We start from the raw sequence: 23,852 nt of genomic DNA on the forward strand, positions 1-23,852 counted from the left end.
CACTTAAGATGTATCCACGCACCTTAATTTTTCGCGCAAAATTTTATTTACAATACTTGGGTTTGCTTTGCCTTTGCTTATTTTCATAGTTTGTCCAACAAAGTATCCAAAAATAGTGGTTTTTCCGCCGCGAAACAGCGTAACTTGTTTTTCGTTTTCTGATAATACTCGTTCTACTATACTAGTGATAATTTTTTCATCGTTGATTTGCCGCAACTGCTTTTCTTCAATGATTTGCATTAGACCTTTATTATCATGAAATGCATCTTTGATCACTTGTTTTCCAATTTTACCACTAATTTCACCACGATCAATTGTTTGTAGAAAACAAGAAAAATCTTGTGCTGTAATATGAATAAAAGCTTGAGAGTTCACATAAGAAAGAATTTCACTAAAAAACCAATTACTTATCGTTTTAGCGCTCGAATATAAATCGAAAACACTCACAAAGTAATCTGCGTAATTACAGTTGTGCATTAGGTAAGTAGCTTCTTTTTGAGAGAGTCCAAATTTTATAAACTGTCTTTTGCGCTCTAGCGGCATTTGTGGTAATTCTTTACGCAGAGAATTAATCCACTCTTTTGTTATGCAAAGTGGTTGCAAATCAGGGTCGGAAAAATATCGATAATCGTGAGAATCTTCTTTGGTACGCATCATGAACGTTTTTTGCTTGTTATCATCCCACAAGCGAGTTTGTTGTTCAACGTGCTCTCCATTTTTTAGAATGTGTGCTTGGCGTTTTATTTCATACTCAATAGCACGTTCGATAGCTTTGAATGAATTTAAATTTTTCACTTCTGCTCTTACACCTAGTTCAAGATCTCCTTTTTTACGCAAAGATACATTTGCATCGCAGCGCAAACTACCTTGTTCCATATTCCCATCACAAATTCCCATTGACACTAGTATTGTACGTAACATAATCATATATTCTTTTGCTTCGTAAGCTGTACTCATATCTGGTTCACTGACGATTTCAATGAGCGGTATACTTGTGCGATTAAAGTCAACTGCACTAGCTTGCGCACCCCAAATACCCGCAGCCCCAACATGAATCATTTTACCAGCATCTTCTTCTAACTGAATGCGATTTAAATGTATATCTCGATTGTTTCCCAACTCATCTTCTATTGTTAGAAAACCACCACTACAAAGTGATTGTTCGAATTGAGATATTTGATATGATTTAGGAGAATCGGGATAAAAATAATTTTTGCGCACAAATACACTTTTCGTATTTATCTCGCAGTTCATAGCTAAACCAGCGAGCATCGCCAAGCGCACAGCTTCTTTGTTCAGTACAGGTAAAGCTCCTGGTTGTCCTGTGCAAACGGGACAAGTATTTACATTTGCGGTATTGCCAAACTTCGTTGAACAGCGACAAAATAACTTCGAAGAAGTGCACAGTTGCGCGTGGACTTCTAAACCAATCACCACTTCCCAGTCGTTATCACTGCTCTCGTCGCAAGGTTTTAACTCCTCCTTACTTCGCGATTGCTGTGGAGGAACTAAATAACTATTTTCTTTTAACGCAGGGGCATTTTTTAAAATTTTATCTACGTTGGGCCAAGGAGTAACATTGTCCTCCACCATTAGTTGCGAATCGTCTAATATTTCCTTTCTTTGATAATCAGGAGCCTTATCAATAATTTGTGCATATTGCAAAAATACCTGCAATTCTTCCTCTAATATTTCACGTTCTGTGTCTGTTATTTCAATACCTGAAATTTTCATTAATGATTCAATTTGCTTTTCCATAATATCCTAGCGAGTCATTTTGCCTAAAGGTGGGGAAAAATCGCGCGCAACAGCCTTCTCAAACTGATAAGCAATATTGAGAATTTGTTGCTCCTCTAACATCTTGCCCATAATTTGCAAACCAACAGGAAGTCCATCCACTAAACCACACGGCAAGCTAATAGCTGGTATTCCAGCGAGGCTAGCAACAACAGTTGTGATGTCAGCAGTGTATGTTTTCATAAAGTCTTGTTCATTTTCACCTTTTTTAAAGGCTGTAGTTGGAGTTGTTGGTGTTATAATCGCGTCGTATTTATTAAAGATATCCTTTAAAAGATCACATATATAACCACGCGCTTTTTGGGCTTTCTGATAATAAGCATCATAATAGCCAGAAGAAAGTACAAAATTTCCCAAAAGAATACGCTTTTTCACTTCTTTGCCAAAAGCTTGCGACCTTGTCGCTGTTAACATTTGTTGATAGTTTTTACACTCTTGGCGCACACCGTATTTTACACCATCATAACGTGCCAAATTACTACTAGCCTCCGCTGTAGAAATTAAATAATATGCAGCAACGACATAATCAAACGCTGGAAACTCGATCTCTTCTATAATTACTCCCAACTCTTTCAGAGTTTTTTGTGCTCGATCAAAACACAACGCAACTTGCGGATCAACAACAGAAGATATTTTTCCTAGAACCGCTACTTTTTTTCCTGAGATATCCCGTTGTAACTCATCCAAAATTATTCGGTCACTACAAACTGATGTCGAATCCTTATTGTCGAACCCACTAATAACATTGAGAAGTTGCGCAGCACTGTAAACATCTTTTGTAATAGGCCCTATTTGATCTAAAGAAGAAGCGTGCGCAACTAAACCATAACGCGATACACGACCATAACTAGGTTTTAATCCTACCAAGCCGCAGAAACTAGCCGGTTGCCTAATAGATCCTCCAGTATCGCTCCCTAAAGCTAAAGAACTCATTCCCGAACAAACCGCAACCGCAGATCCTCCAGAAGATCCTCCTGCTACATGATCGACATTCCAAGGATTACTTGTAACTGTCGCCGAATTTTCAGTTGTCGAACCCATGGCAAATTCATCGAGATTTGTTTTTCCAAGAACAACAGCACCTGATTGGCGTAGTTTTTCAATACACGTGGCCTCATAAGGAGGACGATAATTATTGAGAATACGCGAAGCACATGTGGTCAAAAAGCCATCAACATGAATATTGTCCTTTACGGCAACAAAAATGCCATCTAGCAAACTAATGTTTTCACCATTTCCCCAACGCTTATCACTTTCTTGTGCAAGCGCAACAAGATCTTTCCTGCCACCACACTGTAAAAAAGCCCCAAGGCAACTGTCGTATTTTTCGATTACATCTAAATGAGCAAGCAGTATTTCTTCGCAAGAAATTTCGCGCTTTTTCAGCAAAGTAGTCAATTGTTTTAAATTTAGTTGTGCTAAGCCACGACTAACCATTATTTTTCTCTCAAATTTAACAATTAATTTTTTTACTACTTTATTAAGACATGTGCCTTATATCAACTATTTTTTGCCACTAATTTATTACAGCCTGTCCTAGTTAAGTAAGTTATTAGGGCGTGTCATCATTCAAAATATTGTGTGTTTTTTCGAGCCCGAGCCCGTTTGCGAGCCCGTTTCCGAAACTTTCACTAACAATTTATCAAAGAAGCAAAGTTTCTTTTTCCATCGCAAAAAACTAGTATTGAACCAATAAATCACTTTCTGTCGCTCTCAAAAAGTTTTCGGGCGGGCTTGCAAACGGGCTCGGGCTCAATACTACTGGCGTATCATTAAATGAATCCGTTATATTTTTATCTGTATTGAATGATGACACGCCCTAGATTTATAAAAAAATATGTGTATTATGTGTATAACTTTCTGAAGCGTTGAAAAATGTTAAATACCAGGGCGTGTCACGACTACTGTTGACTTAAGAAATTCATAATAGCTCTGAAAGTATTGTATATATTAAATCAAAGAGGAATCGTATACTTGTTAAATCACTGTTGCATTTAGAGCTAGGAGGGCGAAGCTCCTGCTGAACCAAATTTTTATAAATAAAAATTTTAGGAAACAAATAATCAATAGTAGATTCTCGCAGTCAAATATTCGCTTTCATAAGCTTTTTTCCTATAAAGTTTTTGTTAGAATAAGGGGTGTGGAAAAAAATAATGTACCCAAAAAAAAGGTAAATATTATAATGCTCCAAAAAAACAACGAGGATCAAAAATGGAATCAGCGAAGCAAAAAATTTTCTAGGAGGGGTAGCTCGCAAAGGTGAAACACACTTTGGATACTATAAACGAAAGGATCACAAAAGTGAAAATAAAACGAGGATCTACATTAGTAGGATGTCACGGTAAAAATTATACACTAGAGAAACTCCTAAGAGAAAGTTCTACAATAACAGAATGGATGGGCATAAGAAGTTTTGATCAATACACTGTAAGAGTTATCCAATTCGATAGTGATTATTTGGATTATATGTTCTTGCAATTTATTTACGAAAGCAGTCTTATCACCAAGCTAAGCCATAAAAATATAATTCAAGGATTGGATATTATGATAGATAAATATTCGTGTTATTGTATTACTGAATTTTGTAACAACGACCCTTACTGTGCATCTGTTGGGGACTTCATTGAGGAAGAAGTTCTCTTCTTAGATGTGATTGAAGCAACAAAAATAATCCTTGAAGTTGCCTATGCTCTTGAGTATTTAGAACTAAATAATATTATACACGGAGATATCAGACCAGAGAACATATACTACACTTCCGGTATTGTTAAATTAGTTAACTCTGGTTTTATGCGCAAAACCGATGGAGTAGACCTTATAAAAGAATGTTTTTTTATCGGCGGTGTTTCTCCTTACATTTCGCCAGATTCACAAGAAAGTACTCATAGCGATATGTATAGCTTGGGAGCTATGTACTATCATATGATTGTTGGAGAAGTACCTTTTCCTGGAGATAACCCCATTGACCTTCACATAAAACGTTTAAAACAATCTCCTCAACCGCAAAGAGTTAAGCCTAATCTTCCAGAAGGGGTATGTGTCATTATTGAAAAAATGATGAAGATAAATCCCCAAAATCGATACAGGAGTACAAAACACTTGATTGTTGATTTAAAAAAAATAATTTGCTAGTGGCGCTACAAATAAGTATTCTCTATCCAGATTTTGTTGGAAATGCCCGATATACAAGTATTGTAAATATTTATTTCCATAGAACGTATTAGGCGTGGGTGGGAATAAATAATGTGCCTAAATAGGCTCAATAACAACATCCCATTTTGGGAGATTTGATGAGCGATCTAGATATAACTCGTATCTTTTTTTCTCTTGACCAACAAGAGAAACGCCTTTTTGATAAGTTTTACTAAGAAGATAAACAGTGGGAGTAAGACCCTTCCAAATCATAGATGCAGCCCATTTTAGAGTTTTCTCGACAGAATCGAGAAGAGTACCATTCCAATGTACTTCTAAAATTCCCCATACACGCTCGATAGGATTATATTTGCTATGATATGGCGGATAGTAAATAAGACGAACACGACATTCTATATGATCAGTAAATTCAACCATTCTTTTAATAAATTGAGTACGGTTACTCGCTAGATCAGGTCCATTATCCAAATTGATAACTAGTTCAGTAATGTGCTCATAACGCTGTTTATTTCCTTTCCACCAAAGAATTAAACAATCAACATAAAAATCACTGGTTTCAACCGATGTTCCGAAGATAAAAGTAACTAGCCCTGTGACCACATCAAGTATTCCAAAGGGGATCAACTTGGCTTGTGATTGCATATCGTGATCTAACGCCTTTATTTCCTTGTTTGTACGGCATTTACCGTTACGAGAAAATTCGCCAATGCTAATTTTAGCTTTCGTACCAATTGACACCCTCAGAGTTTGTTTGTTTTTATCCGATTCTTTGTTAATCTTATGAACATTCTCAAAAATTTTATCTGTTTCTGCTATTTTTTTTTAGGTTTAGCTTTTTGGACTCTACGTAGTTTATATCCTAAGCGATTAAGAATATTACTTATTGTTCTTTTCGTCGGAGGTATTTCCTTCAAGTATTCTTTTTCTTCTATCAATTTTTTCCTTACTGCTCTTGCCGTTATTCTCGTATACACAAGTGATGTTTTCAAACTTGGATCTGCTTGACTATGCGGTTCTACTATTTCTCGTATATCATCTTCTAATTTTGGTATTTTTTCTTCTGTTTTTTTGTTTCCTCTATTACTGTAATTGTCTTTTTCTGCTTTCCCTTTTTCAGATTCTTTTATCCCTTTTTGGATTGTCCTTCTTGACCATCCGAATTCTCTTTCACCTTTGCGAGCCGATCCTCCTAGCAAATCTTTTACTATCTTTGCTAGAAACGCTCTTCGTTTGCTTCCTTTTAAATTTTTTGCTCCACTTTTCAATATCGCTTTTATTCCTGCTGATAGCTTCGCCATTTTTGCTCCTCGTTGTTTTTTTTGGAGCATTATAATATTTACCTTTTTTTTTGGGTACATTATTTTTTTCCATACCCCTAAAGGCTTTGGCCCAGCAGGAGCTTCGCCCTCCTAGTCTTGTTTCTATCGATAGAATACCTTACTTTGTATTTATCGCAAACGATAAAAATTCTCTATTTAAATTTGTCTTAGTCGTCTGAAAAATAAGCAGTCGGGCGTGTCATCATTCAACATGAAATGTTTCGAGCCCATTTGCGAGTCCAAGCCCCTAGTCAAAATATTTGGAAGTATCGTGTATCCTTAACAATATTTTAAGATCTCCTGGAGAAGAGCGTATTTTGTTAAAGAAGAAGTAGGAATAGGGAAAACGACTTTTATTAATTATCATTACTGGCGGGAACACGAAGTTTAATTGTGATCTCCATCCTGTAGATTTTCTGCTTTTTTGTCCTCTCTGAATAACGATATAAGAATAAAGTTTATGAACAAAGACGTAGTTATTGTTATTCCATAAATTTCCCCCGGACTCTTTTTGTCAGGCGAAACAAGGCTAAAAACTAAAGCGCAGGTGATGGCAACGCTGAGTATAGAACATACAATAGCAACCGAGCACCCTTCTTTTCGATCACTTATCATAACCATTCCCAACAGAAATGTAATAAAAATCATAGGAAAGATTAAAACGATAAGTCCTAATAAAAATGCAAAAGCCATTTTTACTCCTTATTTTTTATACTTAGATTATCTTCTCAATGACACAAATATTATATTTCTTGATGTTGCAAAAAATTTTTCTTTTGGCAAGCATAGCAATAATCGAAGTTTTATAAACATTGAGTTTTTATAATCAAAATCAGTGATAGTCTTTTTCTAAAAACAAAAATTACAAAGACAACTTTACAAAAGTAGAGAATGTCCTTTATTTTTAGGAATAAGATCGAAATCGAGAAAGGGAACGATCTAAAGCTTTAAATGTCAACGCGCCCTATTCATCGGGTAGAAAACAAACATTTTCAATTACGATCAAAGCTCTGTAACACTTTTCTTGATAAAGTTTTCAATGACATACCAATATTTTTTACCACCAACAATGAAGGTATCATTGTGTTTACCTTTTTCTATAGGATAAAGTAATTTGGGTTTCGAAGCGGTTTCGTATAGTTCCTTTGCCATCGAATAAGGAATGAGTTCGTCTTCTGTACCGTGTAAGACAAGAAGTGGTCGTTTAATATAGTTAATTAAGTCTATAGAATTTAGCTTAAACGGGCTAATCCAACAAAAGAAAGCTGCTAACCATGAGGCAAAGAGTTTACGGATAATGTCTCTTAAACTTGTAAATGTTGAGGCCACAATAACAGCTCCAAAATCACGGTTTAAGGCTAGCCTGATTGCCACAGCTCCACCAAGAGATCTTCCAAAACAGACGATTGTTTGCGGATCAATGTTGCGTTCTTTTACCAAGTAATCGTAAGCTGCTTCCGAATCCAAATACAAACCTCGTTCCGAGCACCGTCCTTTACTCTTCCCATAACCGCGATAATCAATAATAAATACCGAAACTTTAATGCAGTGCCACAACGCAATTTCATCAAGGCGATTGGAAATATTTCCGGCATTACCGTGTAAAAAGAGTACTGTCGCAACAGAATTCTCGCATGGGACAAACCATCCATGAATTTCTTTGTTGTCAGTGGTTGTAAAATGAACATCTTCATAAGTAAGTTTATGTTGCTGTGGAGTATTCAGGAGCTCTTTATCTGGAAAAAATAGCATATTATTTGCTAGCTTCCGAGCTGCCCAACGAAAAATAAGCCATATCCATAAAAAAATTACACTATAAAATATAATCACTTTTAATATCATTTTAATCTACTTTCAGAACAACTTTACCAATAGACTTACCACTTTTTAACCAATCGATAGCAGCGAGTGCATTACCAAAAGAAAATTCTTTTCCTATGTGTGGGCGTAAATCGTGTTTTTGCATATCGCTAAACATTGGCTGTAACACTTCAGTTTTATCCCACAACCATATTAAATTGAAACCCATAACCGACTTATTATCAGAAATGAGTTCTAACGAATCGTAGCGCGGGCGACTTAAAAATTTAAACAGTGCTTTTAGATAATTCGGCCGTCTATTTTTAGGAGTGTATTCTGCTGCTCCAAAAATTACTAGGCGACCTGTTGAACATAAGAGATTGTAACTTTGCTGTTGAATTTTACCACCAATTGCGTCTAAAACAGCGTGGAGTTCTTCATCTTTTAAGAGTTTACGTACTTGCTGGGAAAATTGGGCTGTGTCGCGTATAAAAATACTATCGTAACCTTGCTTTGCTAAAAACTGTTTTTTATCCAAAGTACTAACATTTCCTATTGCATTGGCACCTATACTTTTGCAAATTTGCAATGCTTGATAGCCTACTCCACCAGCTGCGCTTTGAACCAGCACATTTTGCCGTGGTTTTATGTTCGCAAGTTCTTTTAAAGCGTACCAAGCGGTCAATGTTTGCGCTGGATATGCCGCTCCTTCAGAAAAAGTCCAATTGTTTGGCAACGAATAACAATATTGCGGTAAACTATCGATAATAGACGCATAACCTCCAAAACGCGTGACTCCAAATACTTTGTCGCCAACCGAATATTGATCAATGTTTTTACCTACTTCACTCACAACTCCAGCAAACTCTAAACCTGGCGTAAAACTTCCCTTTGGCGTTGCCGAATACAAGCCAACAAGAGCAAAAATATCCGCGAAATTTAGGCCAACAGCTTTTGTTGTAACGCGAATTTTATCATTATCAAGTGGAGATAATTTTTCTTCCGTTAGTTGTAGATTATTGATATTACCGGCACGCTTAATTTTCCATAACTTTTTCATTATCCTTTTCTCCACATAAAATTTTACAAAATCTTTTGCTTCATAATAATAGTTTTTTACAAAATCGCCATAGTTTTATGAAACTTTTGTGCCTACGGCAAATTTTCGTTGATCACCGCCTTGTTTTTAGTTAGCATAGGCTAATATTTAATTAGGGTGTATTCACATTATATAAAAACCTAAATGCAAACACACCCTATTACAAAAGGTATTTTTGATATCGCTTTTCATTATGAGGTACTTTGTTTATGTTACAACCTACTTACCCTTATTATTTAGCTAACAAACCGCAATCTCCAAATGCTAATCTCGAAGTTATAGATAAATACACAGGAGAAATTGCTACGCGAATTGCAATGGCAGACCGCGAAGCTATTGATCTAGCCATTCAAAAAGCTGTAGAAGCTTGCGAACCTATGGCAAAGATGCCAAGTTATCAAAGGCAAGACGTTTTGAATCACTGTGTCAAAAGATTTACAGAGCGCGCTGAAGAGTTAGCCGCTGCACTATGTATTGAAGCAGGTAAACCAATAAAAGATAGTCGCGGAGAGGTAAGTCGCCTAATCGATACTTTTCGCATAGCTGCGGAAGAATCAGTGCGAATGACTGGCGAAGTGATGCCTATGGATATTAACTCTCGTGCAAAAGGATACTCTGGTATGTGGCGCCGCGTTCCTATTGGGCCATGTTCATTTATCTCTCCTTTTAATTTCCCTCTAAACCTTGCAGCGCATAAAGTTGCTCCTGCTATTGCTGTAGGGTGTCCTTTTATTTTAAAGCCTGCAAGTTTAACACCAATCGGCGCCATTATCATAGGTGAAGTTCTTGCTGAAACAGACTTGCCAGAAGGCGCTTTTTCTGTTTTGCCATGTGGACGTAATGAAGCAGGTCTATTTACCACTGATGACAGACTAAAACTTCTGAGTTTCACTGGTTCCCCAGGTGTAGGATGGGATCTAAAAGCCAAAGCAGGTAAGAAAAAAGTTATTCTAGAGTTAGGTGGAAATGCTGCGTGTGTTGTAGATGAAGATGCAGATATAGATGACGCCATTTCGCGTATTATTTTTGGCGCATACTATCAATCAGGACAAAGTTGTGTGAGTGTTCAGCGCATACTTGTTCATGAAAAAATCTACGATGAATTCCGCCAACGTTTGGTTGCACAAGCTAGTAATTTGAAAATGGGAAATCCAAAAGAAGATTCTACCTTTATTGGCCCAATGATTTCAGAAAAAGAAGCAAAAAGATTAGATTCATGGATACAAAACGCTGTAAGTGCTGGAGCAAAACTTTTATGCGGAGGCAATCGCCAAGGTGCTATGCTGCAAGCAACTTTACTTGAAGATGTTCCTAAAAATGCAGAAGTTAACTGTCAGGAAGCTTTTGGCCCAGTAGCCATTTTAACAAAATTTTCCAATTTTAATGAAGCTCTTGAAATGGTTAATGATAGTGAATTTGGTTTACAAGCAGGTATTTTCACTAATGATATATACAAAGCTCATAAAGCTTGGAATGAACTAGAGGTTGGTGGAGTTATTATCGGCGATGTACCATCATGGCGTGTTGATCATATGCCTTACGGTGGAGTAAAAGAAAGTGGACTTGGTCGCGAAGGAATTCGCTTTGCAATGGAAGACATGACTGAAATTCGCTTAATGGTACTGCGTACACCTCCTAGTAAAATGTAATTATGAATTGAATGTCATCAATTAAACAACAATAACCTTGACCGTGACCTAGTAATCGTCGTAGCGATGTTAAGGTCGCGGTCCAATCTAACCAAAATATAACAAAGATAACGTAATATTTTTATCGCAACTCTACACTAGATTTGTGATAACCAAACTACTTTTAGAAAGAGTGCAAATTTTGAATAGCGATCCTCACTTAAAACTAAGGGAAAATGTCAAATTATTGGGGAACTTGTTGGGGAGAACAATCAGCGAACAAGAAAGTCCACAAATATTTGAAATTGTTGAACAGGTTCGTAGCTTGTCTAAAAAAGCGCGAAGTGGCGACAACAATAGTTTTACGGATTTAGCGAACTTACTTTCCAGTATGGATATAAAAGACGCTATCCCTGTAGCGCGCGCATTCACACATTTTTTAAACTTGGCTAATATTGCAGAACAACGACACCGCATTCGCCGCGCAAACGAATATAAATCTCAGGGAAAAAAACCGCAAAGAGCTTCTTGTGCCGAGGTTTTTGAACGTTTAATCAATGAAACAGGAATTGCAAAAGAAGATTTGTATGAAGCGATTTGCAAACAAAAAGTAGAGTTAGTACTAACAGCACATCCAACAGAAGTAACACGCAGAACCTTGATCCAAAAATACCAAGCAATTGATGGTTTACTAGAAAAACTAGATTTTTGCCTAGAAGATGATCGCGAAAAATTATTTGAAGAGCTTTACTGTGAAGTAGTGTGCTCTTGGCAGACAGATGAAATCAGACGCAATAAACCAACACCAGAAGATGAGGCACGCTGGGGATTTGCAGTTTTAGAAAAAACACTTTGGGACGCTGTTCCAGCATTTTTACGCAATCTAAATGATAACTTACAAAAATTTACAGGAAAATCTCTTCCACTTGATGCAGTCCCTATCTCTTTTGGTTCATGGATGGGAGGAGATCGTGACGGAAATCCAAATGTCAATTATAAAACAACGCAGCGTGTATGTTGGATGGCAAGATGGGTAGGTGCTGATTTATTTCACAAAGAGATTGAAGCACTCTACAGTGAGCTATCAATTAAAACGTGTTCTCCTACTCTGCGAAAAATTGTAGGGGATTGTATTGAACCTTACCGAAGAATACTACGCGTTATTCGCGATCGAATTCACGAAACTCGTTTACATTTTGCAGCACTACTCGCTGGACAAACGTCTGTATACACCAATTACTATTTAGAAACAAAAACTCTAGAAAAAGATTTACTTCTCATGTATGAGTCTCTTCATGAGACAGGCCTTGGAATCGTTGCCGACAAACGTCTTCTCGACGTGATTAGACGCTTACACTGCTTTGGTCTTTCTATTGTAAAAATAGACGTTCGCCAAGAATCAACTTGCCATACCGAAACGATTGATGCAATCACAACAGCTCTTGGAATCGGCTCATATAAAGAGTGGGATGAGGATAAACGCTATGAGTTTCTCTGCAAAGAATTGCAGAATAAACGTCCTCTAATTCCGCGTAATTTTTCTGCGGAAGGCATGGCCGAAGAAGTGCTAAATACCTTTAAGGTTATTTCTGAAACTCCGAGCGAGAGTTTTGGCGCGTATGTCATTTCTATGGCTGCGACTCCTTCTGATATACTCGCTGTTGAATTACTACAACGAGAAATGGGTGTAAAAAACCCAATGCGCGTTGTCCCTCTTTTTGAAAAAGTAGCTGATTTAAATGGAGCGCAAAATACTCTAAGTACACTGTTTAACAATCAGTGGTATCGTCATAAAATAGGTAGTCATCAAGAAATCATGATTGGTTATTCCGATTCAGCAAAAGATGGAGGTCGGTTTGCTGCAGCGTGGGCCCTTTATGTTGCACAAGAAAAAATGGTAGATGTGTGCAAAAAAAATGATATTGAGTTAACATTATTTCATGGTCGTGGAGGAACTGTTGGACGTGGAGGAGGCCCTACATATTTAGCTATACTTTCGCAACCACCTGGGTCTGTAGACGGTCGTTTGCGCGTTACAGAACAAGGCGAAATGATTAACGCTAAGTTTGGACTTCCAGGGATTGCTTTTCGCACTCTCGAAATATATACAACAGCAACGTTGATTTCCACACTAGAACCTCCAAAACCACCTACGCAAAAATGGCGTGAGCAAATGAACGCACTTACAAAAATTTCGCATAATGCGTATGATCAAATTGTCAAAGAAAACGAACAGTTTGTTCCTTATTTTCGTACAGCTACACCTGAAGTAGAGTTAGGTGAATTAAACATAGGAAGCCGTCCTAAGCGTCGTAAAAAAGGTGGGGGAGTTGAATCACTTCGGGCTATTCCGTGGATTTTCGCTTGGACGCAAACGCGTCTTATCTTACCATCGTGGCTAGGTGTTGGCGAAAGTCTACAAAAACAAATGGTTGAAAACGAGAACACATTGCGAGAAATGTACCAAGAATGGCCTTTTTTCCGTGCACTACTCGATCTCATTGAAATGGTTCTTGCAAAAGCAGATATAAAAATAGCTGAAGAATACGACAAAGCTCTCGTCAATGAAAATTTACGGGTTTTAGGAGAGGAGCTACGAGATAAATTTACCACCACTTACCAAACGGTACTCAACATAACAAAAAACGAGCGACCAGTTGCAAGTAATAACGTTTTACGTCGTTCTATAGATGTTCGCAACCCCTATGTTGATCCAATAAATTTATTACAAATTGAGATATTAAAACGTTTACGTAACGATGACACACTCGACGAAGAGTTAAAAGATGCGTTACTAATTACATTTAATGGTATAGCTGCAGGTATGAGAAATACAGGATAAAAAATTGAAAGCACTTAAAAATTTTAGTGGGCGTAAAGGGCCACTAGTGTTAGTTGTACTTGATGGTGTTGCTATAGGAGAAGAGGACAATGGTAATGCTGTACACCTCGCACGAACTCCGGTTTTAGATTCGTTAAAGAAAGAATCGGTTTATTGTGAATTACAAGCACACGGTACTGCTGTAGGTTTACCAAGCGACAAAGATATGGGAAATTCAGAAGTAGGGCACAACGCTATTGGTGCAGGTCAGATATACGACCAAGGCGCAAAGTTAGTAAGTGAAGCTATTGATTCACAACAAATGTTTATGGGTAGTACATGGCAAGAATTAACTCAAAACTGTACAGATAAAAATACATGTTTGCATTTTATAGGTCTATTGTCTGATGGTAATGTACACAGCCACATCAAGCATTTGCTTGCTATGCTCACTCATGCATCAACTGAAGGAGTTGTCAGAGTTCGCGTGCACTGTCTTCTCGACGGTAGAGACGTTTCTGAAATTTCGGCTATCAAATATATTGATATGTTAGAGGAACACCTTCAACAAATAAATTCCCAACAAAATTGCGACTACAAAATAGCTTCTGGCGGCGGACGCATGCACATTACAATGGACCGTTATGGTGCTGATTGGAAAATGGTTGAGCGTGGATGGCATGCGCATGTTTTGGGTAAAGGACGTGCATTCTCAAGTGCTAAGGAAGCTATAACTACATTTCGCCAAGAAAATTCAGAAATTACCGATCAATTTCTTCCAAGCTTTGTTGTTCACGATGATAAAGGAGCTGTTGGCGAAATTAAAGATGACGATTCGGTAGTTTTTTTTAATTTTCGCGGTGACCGCGCTCTCGAAATTACCCAAGCGTTTACGATGGAGTTTTTTGATAAATTTGATCGCGAGCGTTACCCAAAAGTAAAATTTGCAGGTATGATGCAATATGATGGAGATTCAAAAACGCCAGAAAAATTTCTCGTTGAACCTCCTTTGATTCGCAATACTCTAGGAGAATTTTTAGCCACAAATGGTTTTTCTCAATTTGCAGTATCAGAAACACAAAAATACGGTCACGTCACTTACTTTTGGAATGGTAACCGTTTTGACAAGTTCTCAGAAACTCTAGAAACATACCAAGAAATTCCATCGGACACAGTTTCTTTTGAACAAAGACCATGGATGAAAGCCGCGGAAATTACCGATGCTGCTATCGATAATATTGAAAAATATCAGACTAAATTCACTAGATTAAATTACCCAAACGGTGATATGATAGGTCATACAGGAGATATTAATGCTGCGACAATTGCAGTATCAGCTGTTGATTTATGTTTGGGACGACTACTTAAATTTATTGCTCAAAAAGATGGTGTTGCCATAGTACTTGCCGACCACGGTAATGCAGATGAAATGTATGAAAAGGATGGGCAAGGAAATTTCATACGTAACGAGCAGACGCAAAAATTAAAAAATAAAACGTCGCACACACTAAACCCTGTACCTTTTGCTATTTTTGATCCTCATTATAATAACGAGTACAAAATCAATAATAGTTTAGCTAAAAAAGGCTTGAGCAATGTTGCAGCAACAGTTGTAAATTTATTAGGGTATGAACCACCTTCAGAGTGGCAACCATCGTTGATTGTATTTGAATAGACATTGCTAAAAAATTGCAATGCAAAATTTCATGTGATTTTTGTTTGCTCTCTAGAGTAAATGGGAGATATGATGCTTTGGCAAGAAGAAGACATTTTAGCACAAAAATATAAAATTATTTGTGCGCTAGATTCAAAAAATACACCACATAAAGCATATAAAGTATACGATATAAACTGGGATCGTCCTTTTCGTTTGAAGTGTTTTTGCCCTTCTCTCTATTCTGATGAAAACAAAGAACGGCAATTTATATATTTCTTAAAAAAATGGATATCCTTATCTGGTTGCCATGAAATTGTAAACGTGTATTATATTCGTAAAATCAATAACTATATTTGTCTAGTTTCAGAATACCTAAATGGCTGTAACTTACAAGAATATATAGATAATGGTAACTTAACATCGCTTGATTCACTACTGAATATTTCAATAAAAATTGGGCAGGCTTTATCTCATGCAGCACAAGTAAACATTGTACATACAAATTTAAAATGCGAAAATATTCTTATTTCTCGTGAAAATTTAGATGTAAAAGTCACTGATTTTCTGTGTTTAAGTAATGATACTAAGAAAAATTTAAATGACTACAGAAAATTTCTACAGCATTTGTGCAACATCACAAAACTAACAGAGCTGCCGCAAATGCTTGAGCAGTTTCTCAACAATGATATATACAGTTTTGAGATGGCAATTGAGCAATTAAAACAAATTTATGAAGATGTGCATGGTAAATTGTACCTTAGTTCAATCAAATCTTCGCGCTTTGAAATAGAACAAGCAAACAAGCAGGCTCTTTCATATCTTGAAGTTGAAGACGAAGATCGCGCTGCACAGTTGTGGTTTGCAAATATGACCCAAACTCCTCCGAGTGTAAGTGCTACATGGAATTGGCATTTACTCAATTTCCGCCGCGGTTTAGAAACTTTAGATCAATTTTTAGATGAAACAGAACATTTGAGTAATCACGATCTAGAGCGTATTTCTTGTGCAAAAGCGTTATTAGCTCTTGAGACAGGAACATTAGTTTATGAGAGTTTAGAGGAAATTTTATTTTTCCACTCGCAAATGCCAAAAACTTTGACATCTCAGCGTTTAGAAGGAGAATTATTTTTCCGTTTGGGTGAGCACGAGAAAGCCATTGCTGCTTTCGAAGAAGTTTTACAACAGCAAGGATGTAGCGCAGATGATTGGTATAGACTGGGAGCTGTTTTTTTTGAAAACAAAGAAAAAGAAAAAGCTTTTGCTATTTGGGAACAGGGACATAAATTACACCCTAATCATTTGTTGTTACTTCTGGGAAAAGCAACTCATTTTTTCGAGAATAACGAACTAGAAAATACACAACATTTATTGGAAGAAGTTACCAAGAAATACCCTGATATTTTTTGGGCTAATCTTCATGCGGCAGAATTTTTCTCAGGCCAAGGACTTTATCAACGAGAAGTCAGTAAAGATTTTAAAGAAAAAGCAATAAGTTATTATCGAAAAATTATTTGCGATAACCCTAATATCATTCGGGCAATTCGCGGTTTCCATACATGTAGTAATGAAGATATTCCAGAAGTAGAGAGCGTAGATATTCTCGAAGGCTGGATGCAAATGATGGATTTCGATCATCCTGAAAATTTAATTACCGCTATTGATGTATCCAGAGATGGCCTTGTTATCGCTTCGGGCGATTGCGAAGGAAATATTATTATTTGGGATAGTATTGAATATACCCCTCTTTTTGGATTTAGTGAGCATGAAAAACACATTAGTAAAATAAAAATCAGTGATGATGGTAGCAAATTAGTGTCTGCAAGTTGGGATCATACTATTTGTATTTGGGACCTATCTAGTGGTAAATGTTTACATCAACTACGAGGACATAGTGATCGCGTAGATAGTATAGATATTTCATCCAATTATGTATTATCTGGTAGTTGGGACGGAACTTGCAAGGTATGGGAAATTAAGACCGGAAAATGCTTGACTACCATAGATAGTGGTAGCGGCTGGATTAAAGATGTTGCCCTTTGTAATGATCACCATGCCATTTACTGTGATGAAAATGAAAACATGCACTTATGGGATATCAAAACCCAACAAGTTTTATACCATATGCAAGGTGGCTCTGTGATCGCGGGTAACAATGGCGAACTTGTTTCAACGGACCAAGACGGTATTTACATTTGGGAATCGCAAACAGGTGAGTTACTATCGCAAATAGAAACCTTTGACCATGAAATTGCTATTTCTTTAAGTGAAGATGGATATTTCTTACTAACGCGCAATGAAGATGATATGCTCAAAATTTGGTACCTACCACTAAAATACTGCATAACCATTTTGTTCAATGAGGAAGCTTTATGCGGAGCAATGACTCAAGACGTTAAAACACTGATATCTGCTAATGGCTGTACTATATCTATTTGGAACAATATTTTCGAACAGGCTTTTCCTATTAGACGTAAAGCTTGTTTCCTGCAACCTAAATCAACTCAAATAGCAGTACCAGCGCTTATTCCGCAAAAAATTCGCCAAGCACAGTTGGCGTTTTACAATGAAGAATACGAAAACGCTTATGATACTTATCGTTCCTTACAACGTATACCTGGTTACGAAATAAACAGTGGTATTACAAAGGCAATTCAAAGTTGCGCTGTTTATGGGCAATTTTTTATTAGCGGTGTTAATAAGTGTATTATGCGTAAAATGATTCATACTCCTCAGCAAATATGGTGTTTGGATACCGTGGATAGTGGAAATATATCTGTTACAAGTAGCGGAGATGATCCTATTGCTATTTCAAACTTGTATACAGATTACAATCTAAGTTTTGTCCAAAAAAGTAAGCGCGCCATTTCATCTCTAAAAATAAGTAATAGTGGAAAATTTGCGGTATTAGGTAGTTGGGATCACAGTGTTACCGTTTGGAATCTCGAAAATACACAACAATATGCTGAGTGGCAAAACCACACTCACTGGGTAAACAGCGTTCAAATAAGCCATTGCGAAAAATATATACTTTCCGGCGGACGCGATGGGCAAGTTTTTTTATGGAACATTGAAGACAAAACACTGCAAGCGCAACATAAATTTGAAGATAGCATTTATCAAGTTCATTTCCTTAACAGTGAAAAAGCGATTATTTGCGAGTGGAATGGAAATGTTCATTTGTGGAATTTTTCCAACAAATGCATTGAAGCATCAGTGCGACCTCATTGTCGTCATATACTGGATATTGCAATTGCAAATGATAAAAAACATTTTGCAGTTACTTCGCGTAGCAAAAAAATTAGTATTTTCGACATCGAAACAATGACAATAGTAAAAGAATTTGTAACAGATGATATTTTGAAAGACATTCATCTCGTAGATTATTCTGTGGTTATTGGAACTACGTATACTGGAAAAGTATGCTTTTGGCATATCGATAAAGCCGAGTGTATATATGAATTCCAGGCTCATCGCTCAGATATTGCTGTTTTCAAAGTAATTGAAGACAGGTTGGTTTTAACTGCAAGCGACAGTAACGAAATATGTATATTTGAAATTGACTGGATCTGGAGTAAAGTTTCATGACAAATTTTGAGTACCTAAGCGGGTTTGGAAACGAATTTGCATCAGAAGCGTTACCAAATACCCTTCCTAAAGGGCAAAATACACCGCAAAAAGTAAGACATGGTTTGTATAGTGAACAAATTAGTGGGACAGCATTCACTGCTCCTCGTGAAGAAAACAAACGAACTTGGTGTTATCGTATACGACCTTCTGTAATTCAGGGAGAGTATCAACAAATAGATAATCGTTTGCTGCGTAGTGCTCCTTTCAATGAGGTACCACCCTCACCTAATCAAATGAGGTGGAGCGCATTTCCCCTACCACAACAACAAACCGATTTTATTGATGGACTTATTACAATTGGTGGAAATGGCTGTGTTGACACCCAAGTAGGTCTTGCTGTTCATACCTACACAGCTAACTCATCGATGACTAACCGTTTTTTCTATAATTCTGATGGCGATTTCCTAATCGTTCCTCAACAAGGTACTCTAGTTATTAACACAGAACTTGGTAGTTTAGAAGTTCCACCAGGTGAAATCTGCGTTGTTCCACGCGGAATAAAGTTTCAAGTTGTTATAGAAGAAGAGGTTCGCGGTTACATTTGCGAAAACTATGGTGCTGCTTTTCGCCTTCCTTGTTTAGGTGTTGTGGGCGCCAATGGTTTAGCAAACCCTAGAGATTTCTTAACGCCAGTGGCTCGCTATGAAAAGCGCGAAGGCACATTCAAATTAACCAACAAATACCTAGGGAACTTGTGGGAAACAACAATACCTCACTCCCCTTTAGATGTTGTTGCTTGGCATGGAAATTATGTTCCTTACAAATACAATCTCGATCATTTTCAAGCAATTAACGCTGTAAATTTTGACCATCCTGACCCATGTATATTTACTGTTCTTACATGTCCAAGTTCTGTCCCAGGAACAGCAAACATTGACTTTGTCGTATTCCCATCAAGATGGTTAGTTGCCGAAAATACTTTTCGTCCTCCATACTTTCATCGCAATTACATGAGTGAGTTCATGGGTCTTATTAAAGGTGTTTATGATGGCAAAGCGGATGGATTTGTCCCTGGCGGCTTCAGTTTACATAACCGAATGACCCCTCATGGACCTGACGCCAAAACATTTGAAAAAGCCTCAAGTGAAGATTTAAAGCCTGTATATTTGAAAGGCACTTTAGCATTCATGTTTGAAAGTGTTTTTCCATACCGTCTAACAGAACACATATACAATTCTGAGCTAAGACAAAAAAATTACTTAGATTGTTGGCAAGATATTAAGGCCATTTTTTCTCCAGAAAATTAAAGGACATCTCATGATTCAATTTATTATTTGCTTAACCTGTTTTTTAACAATTGGTTGTAGCAGTTTTCACTATGTAAAAACAGGAGATTCTCAAGCTCCAATAGAGCAAATTGTAGCAGCTGGAGATAGCGAAGACTTAGAACTTGCGCCTGGATTGAAAAAACTATTGCAAAACAGAATATCGAAACCTGAAACTTTAGGAAGCGAAAAAACCATCGAAACGATTATTGCAATTGGTAAACTAGACTCAAACTCTGCAACTGTAGAATTCGTAAAGCTACTACGTGATGAGGATGAAGAAGTACGATTTCACTCTGTAGAAGCTTTGAGTAACATACGTGAGAGTAGCGTAGTCCAAGCACTTATAACAACATCAATAAAAGACGAAGATGACTTAGTTGCAGATGCTGCTTCGCGTGCATTGTCTAAACTCACGCTAACTCCTATTCACAATGAGGATGGAGAAAACCAAGTTTTATGGGGAGAGTGGTGGAAGTTTAATTCGAAGTACTTTATAAAAGAATAAATTCGACATTAGGTGCAAAAAAAAAATGGCACAGTGTAATATCTTTATTGCGCCATTTTTTTTTTGCGCAATAAACGTAAGTTGACATATATTTATTGCATCAGACAATAATCGCTAACACACTCAAAACAAACAACTTGCAACAAATACACCTTTTTGGCATAGTAATTGCTTATATGAAAATCATAATTTTATGGTTAACTGAAATATTTTATTTTTTATTAAGGATCTATGTCATGGGTATTCAACAAAAAGTAATTGATTTCGAACTAGGAATGAATCCAGCTGTTACAGATATACTTGCAACTGATATACAATCAGAAGTTTCCCTTTTCCCTGAACTTGCATAACTAAGTGACCTAATAAATATTACTGCAATAATATTTTGGTCGCCATCTGGATTAGATATTTTTTATAAAAGCAAAATGAAGAAATTTGAAAAAAGTTTCTTCGTTTTGCTTTTTTTTTTGTTACATTAGGGCGGTTAACATGCTTCTCCGAACCTTAAAATAATTTTGTAACAGGCTCTTAGTCGAGGTGATATATGCAAGAAGTATCTAAAGAAAATCTACAGTTATTTAAACAAGAAATGCATTTACAAGAAGACGAGGCGTTGATAACTTTGTATTCAACAGATGCTTCCGTATACCGCTGTAAACCACTTGGTGTAATGTTTCCGAAAAACGAACAACACGTAGTTGATATCGTAAAAGCGGCCGCTAAATATAAAATACCAGTTCTTGCTCGTGGTGCAGGTACATCTCTTTCAGGACAAGCCGTAAGCGAATCGGTTATTTTAGATTTTTGCGCATGGGATAACATTACTGTTAAAGATGATATTGCAACTGTACAACCTGGCGCTGTTATTGATGAAATAAGTCGTAGTCAATCTGGATATCGTTTTGGCCCAGCCCCTGCCTCAGGAAATCGCTCTACCATAGGCGGTCTTTTGGCAAACAATGGCACAGGCGTTCATTCCATTGTATATGGAATGGCTGTTGACTGTTTACTAAAGGCGAAAGTTGTACTAGCTGATGGCTCAATAAGAACATTTGCACGCAATGATCTTGATCGCAATGATAAATTTACAAAGAAAGTTCTTGGTATTATCGAACCGCATGCGAATTCAAAGTATTGGCCAAAAACATGGCGCAACGCTTCAGGACTCAATTTGCGCAAAGTAATGGATTTCAAATCGCTGCTTCCTCTATTTTGTGGTAGCGAAGGACAACTAGGTATTATCATAGAAGCTGACATTCAGCTATTTCCTAAACCACAGCAAACGCAAATGGCACTTTTCTATTACGAAAGCGTCTATGAAGCAGTGAAGGACGTTCCCAATCTTCTCTCTTCAAAACCTTCTGCGGTAGAATTGATGGACCGCACCATACTAGAACTAGCACGCAAAAGTTCTCATTTCCAAACGAAAGCTCTACAAGACTCTCCCGAAGCAATTTTAATCGTAGAGTACTGCGAAGACAAACGACAACAATTGTCAGAGATGGGTGCACATATGATCATTGATGATCAAGAAACGCAGCAAGAAATTTGGACAACACGTAAAGAAGGACTTGGCATACTTATGTCCATAGATCAAAAACGCAAGCCAATCCCCTTTATCGAAGATTGTGCTGTTCCTGTTGATGTTTTACCAGAGTATGTGAAGCGCCTAGATAAAATTTTAAAAAAGCATGGCACCAATGGCGCATACTATGCTCATGCTTCAGCTGGGTGTTTACATATTCGTCCGCTTCTCGACTTAAGTGATCAACAAGATCAAAAACGTATGGATCAAATTCTAGATGAATGTATAGATCTACTCACCGATCTCGGTGGAACTCTAACTGGAGAGCATGGGGACGGACGCTCAAAAGGACCTTACTTAGAAAGAATTTTTGGTAAAGAGTTAGTAGGTGCTTTTGAGGATGTAAGAAAAGCATTTGATCCACAAGATATTTTTCGTTTAAATGGCCGCACACAATTTAGACAAGATTTTTCCATACCCAACAAAAAAACATTTTTACTCGGTGACGGCTTTGTAAGTGCTGTGCAGAAATGTAACGGCGAAGGTGCATGTCGAAAAAAGGTAGGCGTTATGTGCCCATCATTTCAAGTCACTGGCGACGAAGCTCTTTCTACACGTGGTCGTGCTAATTTATTGTCGGCGTGGTTAGAAGGGAAAAAAGTTGACAAAGAACTAGAGTCGTCTTTACGAAGTTGTTTAGCTTGTAAAGGTTGTCATCGCGAATGTCCTTCTCAAGTAGATATGGCAATACTTAAAGCTGAGTATTTATTTATGTCTGGTCCTACATGGCGAGATCGCTTTTTTGCACGATTCTCTACTCTATCAGTCCTAGGTAGTAAATTTGGCATACCATTTCAATCTATTGTGAAAAAAGTTGTCGGTGTTCATTCAAAATGTACACTGCCTACACCGGCCAAAAAGCGTTTTAGTCATAATTACAAATGCCCGTGGACTATAGAAGAATGCGAAGCCTTTCTATTTGTAGACACTCATATCGAATTTTATGAGCCGCAAATGGGATTTTCAGCAATGAATGTTTTTGAAAAATTAGGTCACAAAGTATTTCCAATATATGCAGGATGTTGTGGACGTCCAGCTTTTTCGAAAGGTGTGCTTGACTACGCCAAAAAACAAGTCCAAAAACTAAAACTACCAAAAGAAAAAAAAATCATTGTTGTTGAACCTTCTTGCTTGTCAATGCTACGCGATGATGCTATAAAATTAGATAAAAACTTTTCGCACGAAGAGCAGCTAATACTTCTCGAAGATTATTTGCTTTCCATTATCAGCGAGCAACAAAAACAACAACTTACTTCTCAACATAAAAAACCACTATTCTATCACTCTCATTGCCACCAAAAATCTATGCATTTAGCCATGAAGTCAAAAGAGTTACTCGACATCGTTTCTGATGTAAAACTTATTGTTTCAGGGTGTTGTGGTATGGCAGGAAGTTTTGGCTATGAAAAAGAGAACTACGATTTAGCAATGAAAGTTTCACAAGATAGCTTTATTCCTCAACTCAAAGAATGCGGCAACGCTCCTATCGCACTTAGTGGTCGTTCATGTAGAGAAATGGCACAGCGCCATGAAATTTTAGGTGAACATCCCATTGTATGGTTTGACAAACTCATGTCTTAAGCGGAGATCAAA

13 protein-coding genes and 1 pseudogene are annotated in these 23,852 nt (G+C 37.2%); 8 read left to right on the forward strand and 6 right to left on the reverse strand.

Going from position 1 to position 23,852, the window contains the following annotated elements; translation table 11 throughout:
* Positions 1–3: 3 nt before the first annotated feature.
* Positions 4–1,758: an Asp-tRNA(Asn)/Glu-tRNA(Gln) amidotransferase subunit GatB gene (gene gatB / locus UABHE_RS08345; protein WP_372369792.1), complete on the reverse strand. Its 1,755-nt coding sequence runs from the start codon at positions 1,756–1,758 to the stop codon at positions 4–6.
* Positions 1,759–1,764: 6 nt separating this feature from the next.
* Positions 1,765–3,234 (reverse strand): Asp-tRNA(Asn)/Glu-tRNA(Gln) amidotransferase subunit GatA, encoded by a 1,470-nt coding sequence (gene gatA, locus UABHE_RS08350; RefSeq protein WP_372369793.1) that lies wholly within the window; start codon positions 3,232–3,234, stop codon positions 1,765–1,767.
* Positions 3,235–4,098: 864 nt separating this feature from the next.
* On the opposite strand from gatA, the gene UABHE_RS08355 reads away from it, so the two are divergent.
* The gene (locus UABHE_RS08355; RefSeq protein ID WP_372369794.1) at positions 4,099–4,929 is read left to right on the forward strand and encodes a protein kinase; all 831 of its coding nucleotides are present in this window, start codon (positions 4,099–4,101) and stop codon (positions 4,927–4,929) included.
* 117 nt (positions 4,930–5,046) lie between these two features.
* On the opposite strand, the pseudogene UABHE_RS08360 reads toward UABHE_RS08355, so the two are convergent.
* The 4 genes and pseudogenes from UABHE_RS08360 to UABHE_RS08375 all read right to left on the reverse strand — a co-directional run bounded on the left by UABHE_RS08360 (position 5,047) and on the right by UABHE_RS08375 (position 9,129).
* Positions 5,047–6,308: pseudogene (locus tag UABHE_RS08360) on the reverse strand (ISAzo13 family transposase).
* A gap of 348 nt (positions 6,309–6,656) precedes the next feature.
* A complete protein-coding gene (locus UABHE_RS08365) occupies positions 6,657–6,962 on the reverse strand; it encodes a hypothetical protein (RefSeq protein WP_372369795.1) in 306 nt (101 codons plus the stop codon).
* A gap of 309 nt (positions 6,963–7,271) precedes the next feature.
* Positions 7,272–8,111 (reverse strand): alpha/beta hydrolase, encoded by an 840-nt coding sequence (locus tag UABHE_RS08370; RefSeq protein ID WP_372369796.1) that lies wholly within the window; start codon positions 8,109–8,111, stop codon positions 7,272–7,274.
* Between the two features lies 1 nt (position 8,112).
* Positions 8,113–9,129 carry a zinc-binding dehydrogenase gene (locus UABHE_RS08375; RefSeq protein WP_372369797.1) on the reverse strand — a complete coding sequence of 339 codons (1,017 nt, stop codon included), beginning with the start codon at positions 9,127–9,129 and terminating at the stop codon, positions 8,113–8,115.
* A gap of 248 nt (positions 9,130–9,377) precedes the next feature.
* Here UABHE_RS08375 and UABHE_RS08380 point away from each other — a divergent pair, with 248 nt between their 5' ends.
* The 7 genes from UABHE_RS08380 (at position 9,378) to UABHE_RS08410 (ending at position 23,840) form a co-directional block, all read left to right on the forward strand.
* Positions 9,378–10,817 carry an aldehyde dehydrogenase family protein gene (locus UABHE_RS08380; RefSeq protein ID WP_372369798.1) on the forward strand — a complete coding sequence of 480 codons (1,440 nt, stop codon included), beginning with the start codon at positions 9,378–9,380 and terminating at the stop codon, positions 10,815–10,817.
* Between the two features lie 238 nt (positions 10,818–11,055).
* Positions 11,056–13,638, forward strand: coding sequence for a phosphoenolpyruvate carboxylase (gene ppc / locus UABHE_RS08385; RefSeq protein WP_372369799.1), 2,583 nt, complete (start codon positions 11,056–11,058; stop codon positions 13,636–13,638).
* A 4-nt stretch (positions 13,639–13,642) separates the two neighbouring features.
* Positions 13,643–15,292 (forward strand): 2,3-bisphosphoglycerate-independent phosphoglycerate mutase, encoded by a 1,650-nt coding sequence (gene gpmI, locus UABHE_RS08390; RefSeq protein ID WP_372369800.1) that lies wholly within the window; start codon positions 13,643–13,645, stop codon positions 15,290–15,292.
* A gap of 69 nt (positions 15,293–15,361) precedes the next feature.
* The gene (locus UABHE_RS08395) at positions 15,362–18,859 is read left to right on the forward strand and encodes a protein kinase (protein ID WP_372369801.1); all 3,498 of its coding nucleotides are present in this window, start codon (positions 15,362–15,364) and stop codon (positions 18,857–18,859) included.
* A complete protein-coding gene (gene hmgA, locus UABHE_RS08400; RefSeq protein WP_372369802.1) occupies positions 18,856–20,148 on the forward strand; it encodes a homogentisate 1,2-dioxygenase in 1,293 nt (430 codons plus the stop codon). Before UABHE_RS08395 ends, hmgA begins: the two co-directional genes overlap by 4 nt.
* 10 nt (positions 20,149–20,158) lie before the next feature.
* Positions 20,159–20,674 carry a HEAT repeat domain-containing protein gene (locus UABHE_RS08405; protein WP_372369803.1) on the forward strand — a complete coding sequence of 172 codons (516 nt, stop codon included), beginning with the start codon at positions 20,159–20,161 and terminating at the stop codon, positions 20,672–20,674.
* Positions 20,675–21,218: 544 nt separating this feature from the next.
* Positions 21,219–23,840, forward strand: a complete 2,622-nt coding sequence (locus UABHE_RS08410) for an FAD-binding and (Fe-S)-binding domain-containing protein (RefSeq protein WP_372369804.1) — start codon at positions 21,219–21,221, stop codon at positions 23,838–23,840.
* Positions 23,841–23,852 lie beyond the last annotated feature (12 nt).

Origin of the sequence: Candidatus Uabimicrobium helgolandensis (genome assembly GCF_041508025.1) — a bacterium.
Taxonomy (GTDB): Bacteria; Planctomycetota; Uabimicrobiia; order Uabimicrobiales; family Uabimicrobiaceae; genus Uabimicrobium; species Uabimicrobium helgolandensis.

What these genes read in the sequence shown, in the direction of transcription:
- gatB (WP_372369792.1), bottom strand. Translation starts at nt 1,758, where the DNA reads ATGGAAAAGCAAATTGAATCATTAATGAAAATTTCAGGTATTGAAATA.
- gatA (WP_372369793.1), bottom strand. Translation starts at nt 3,234, where the DNA reads ATGGTTAGTCGTGGCTTAGCACAACTAAATTTAAAACAATTGACTACT.
- UABHE_RS08365 (WP_372369795.1), bottom strand. Translation starts at nt 6,962, where the DNA reads ATGGCTTTTGCATTTTTATTAGGACTTATCGTTTTAATCTTTCCTATG.
- UABHE_RS08370 (WP_372369796.1), bottom strand. Translation starts at nt 8,111, where the DNA reads ATGATATTAAAAGTGATTATATTTTATAGTGTAATTTTTTTATGGATA.
- UABHE_RS08375 (WP_372369797.1), bottom strand. Translation starts at nt 9,129, where the DNA reads ATGAAAAAGTTATGGAAAATTAAGCGTGCCGGTAATATCAATAATCTA.
- UABHE_RS08380 (WP_372369798.1), top strand. Translation starts at nt 9,378, where the DNA reads ATGTTACAACCTACTTACCCTTATTATTTAGCTAACAAACCGCAATCT.
- UABHE_RS08395 (WP_372369801.1), top strand. Translation starts at nt 15,362, where the DNA reads ATGATGCTTTGGCAAGAAGAAGACATTTTAGCACAAAAATATAAAATT.
- hmgA (WP_372369802.1), top strand. Translation starts at nt 18,856, where the DNA reads ATGACAAATTTTGAGTACCTAAGCGGGTTTGGAAACGAATTTGCATCA.
- UABHE_RS08405 (WP_372369803.1), top strand. Translation starts at nt 20,159, where the DNA reads ATGATTCAATTTATTATTTGCTTAACCTGTTTTTTAACAATTGGTTGT.
- UABHE_RS08410 (WP_372369804.1), top strand. Translation starts at nt 21,219, where the DNA reads ATGCAAGAAGTATCTAAAGAAAATCTACAGTTATTTAAACAAGAAATG.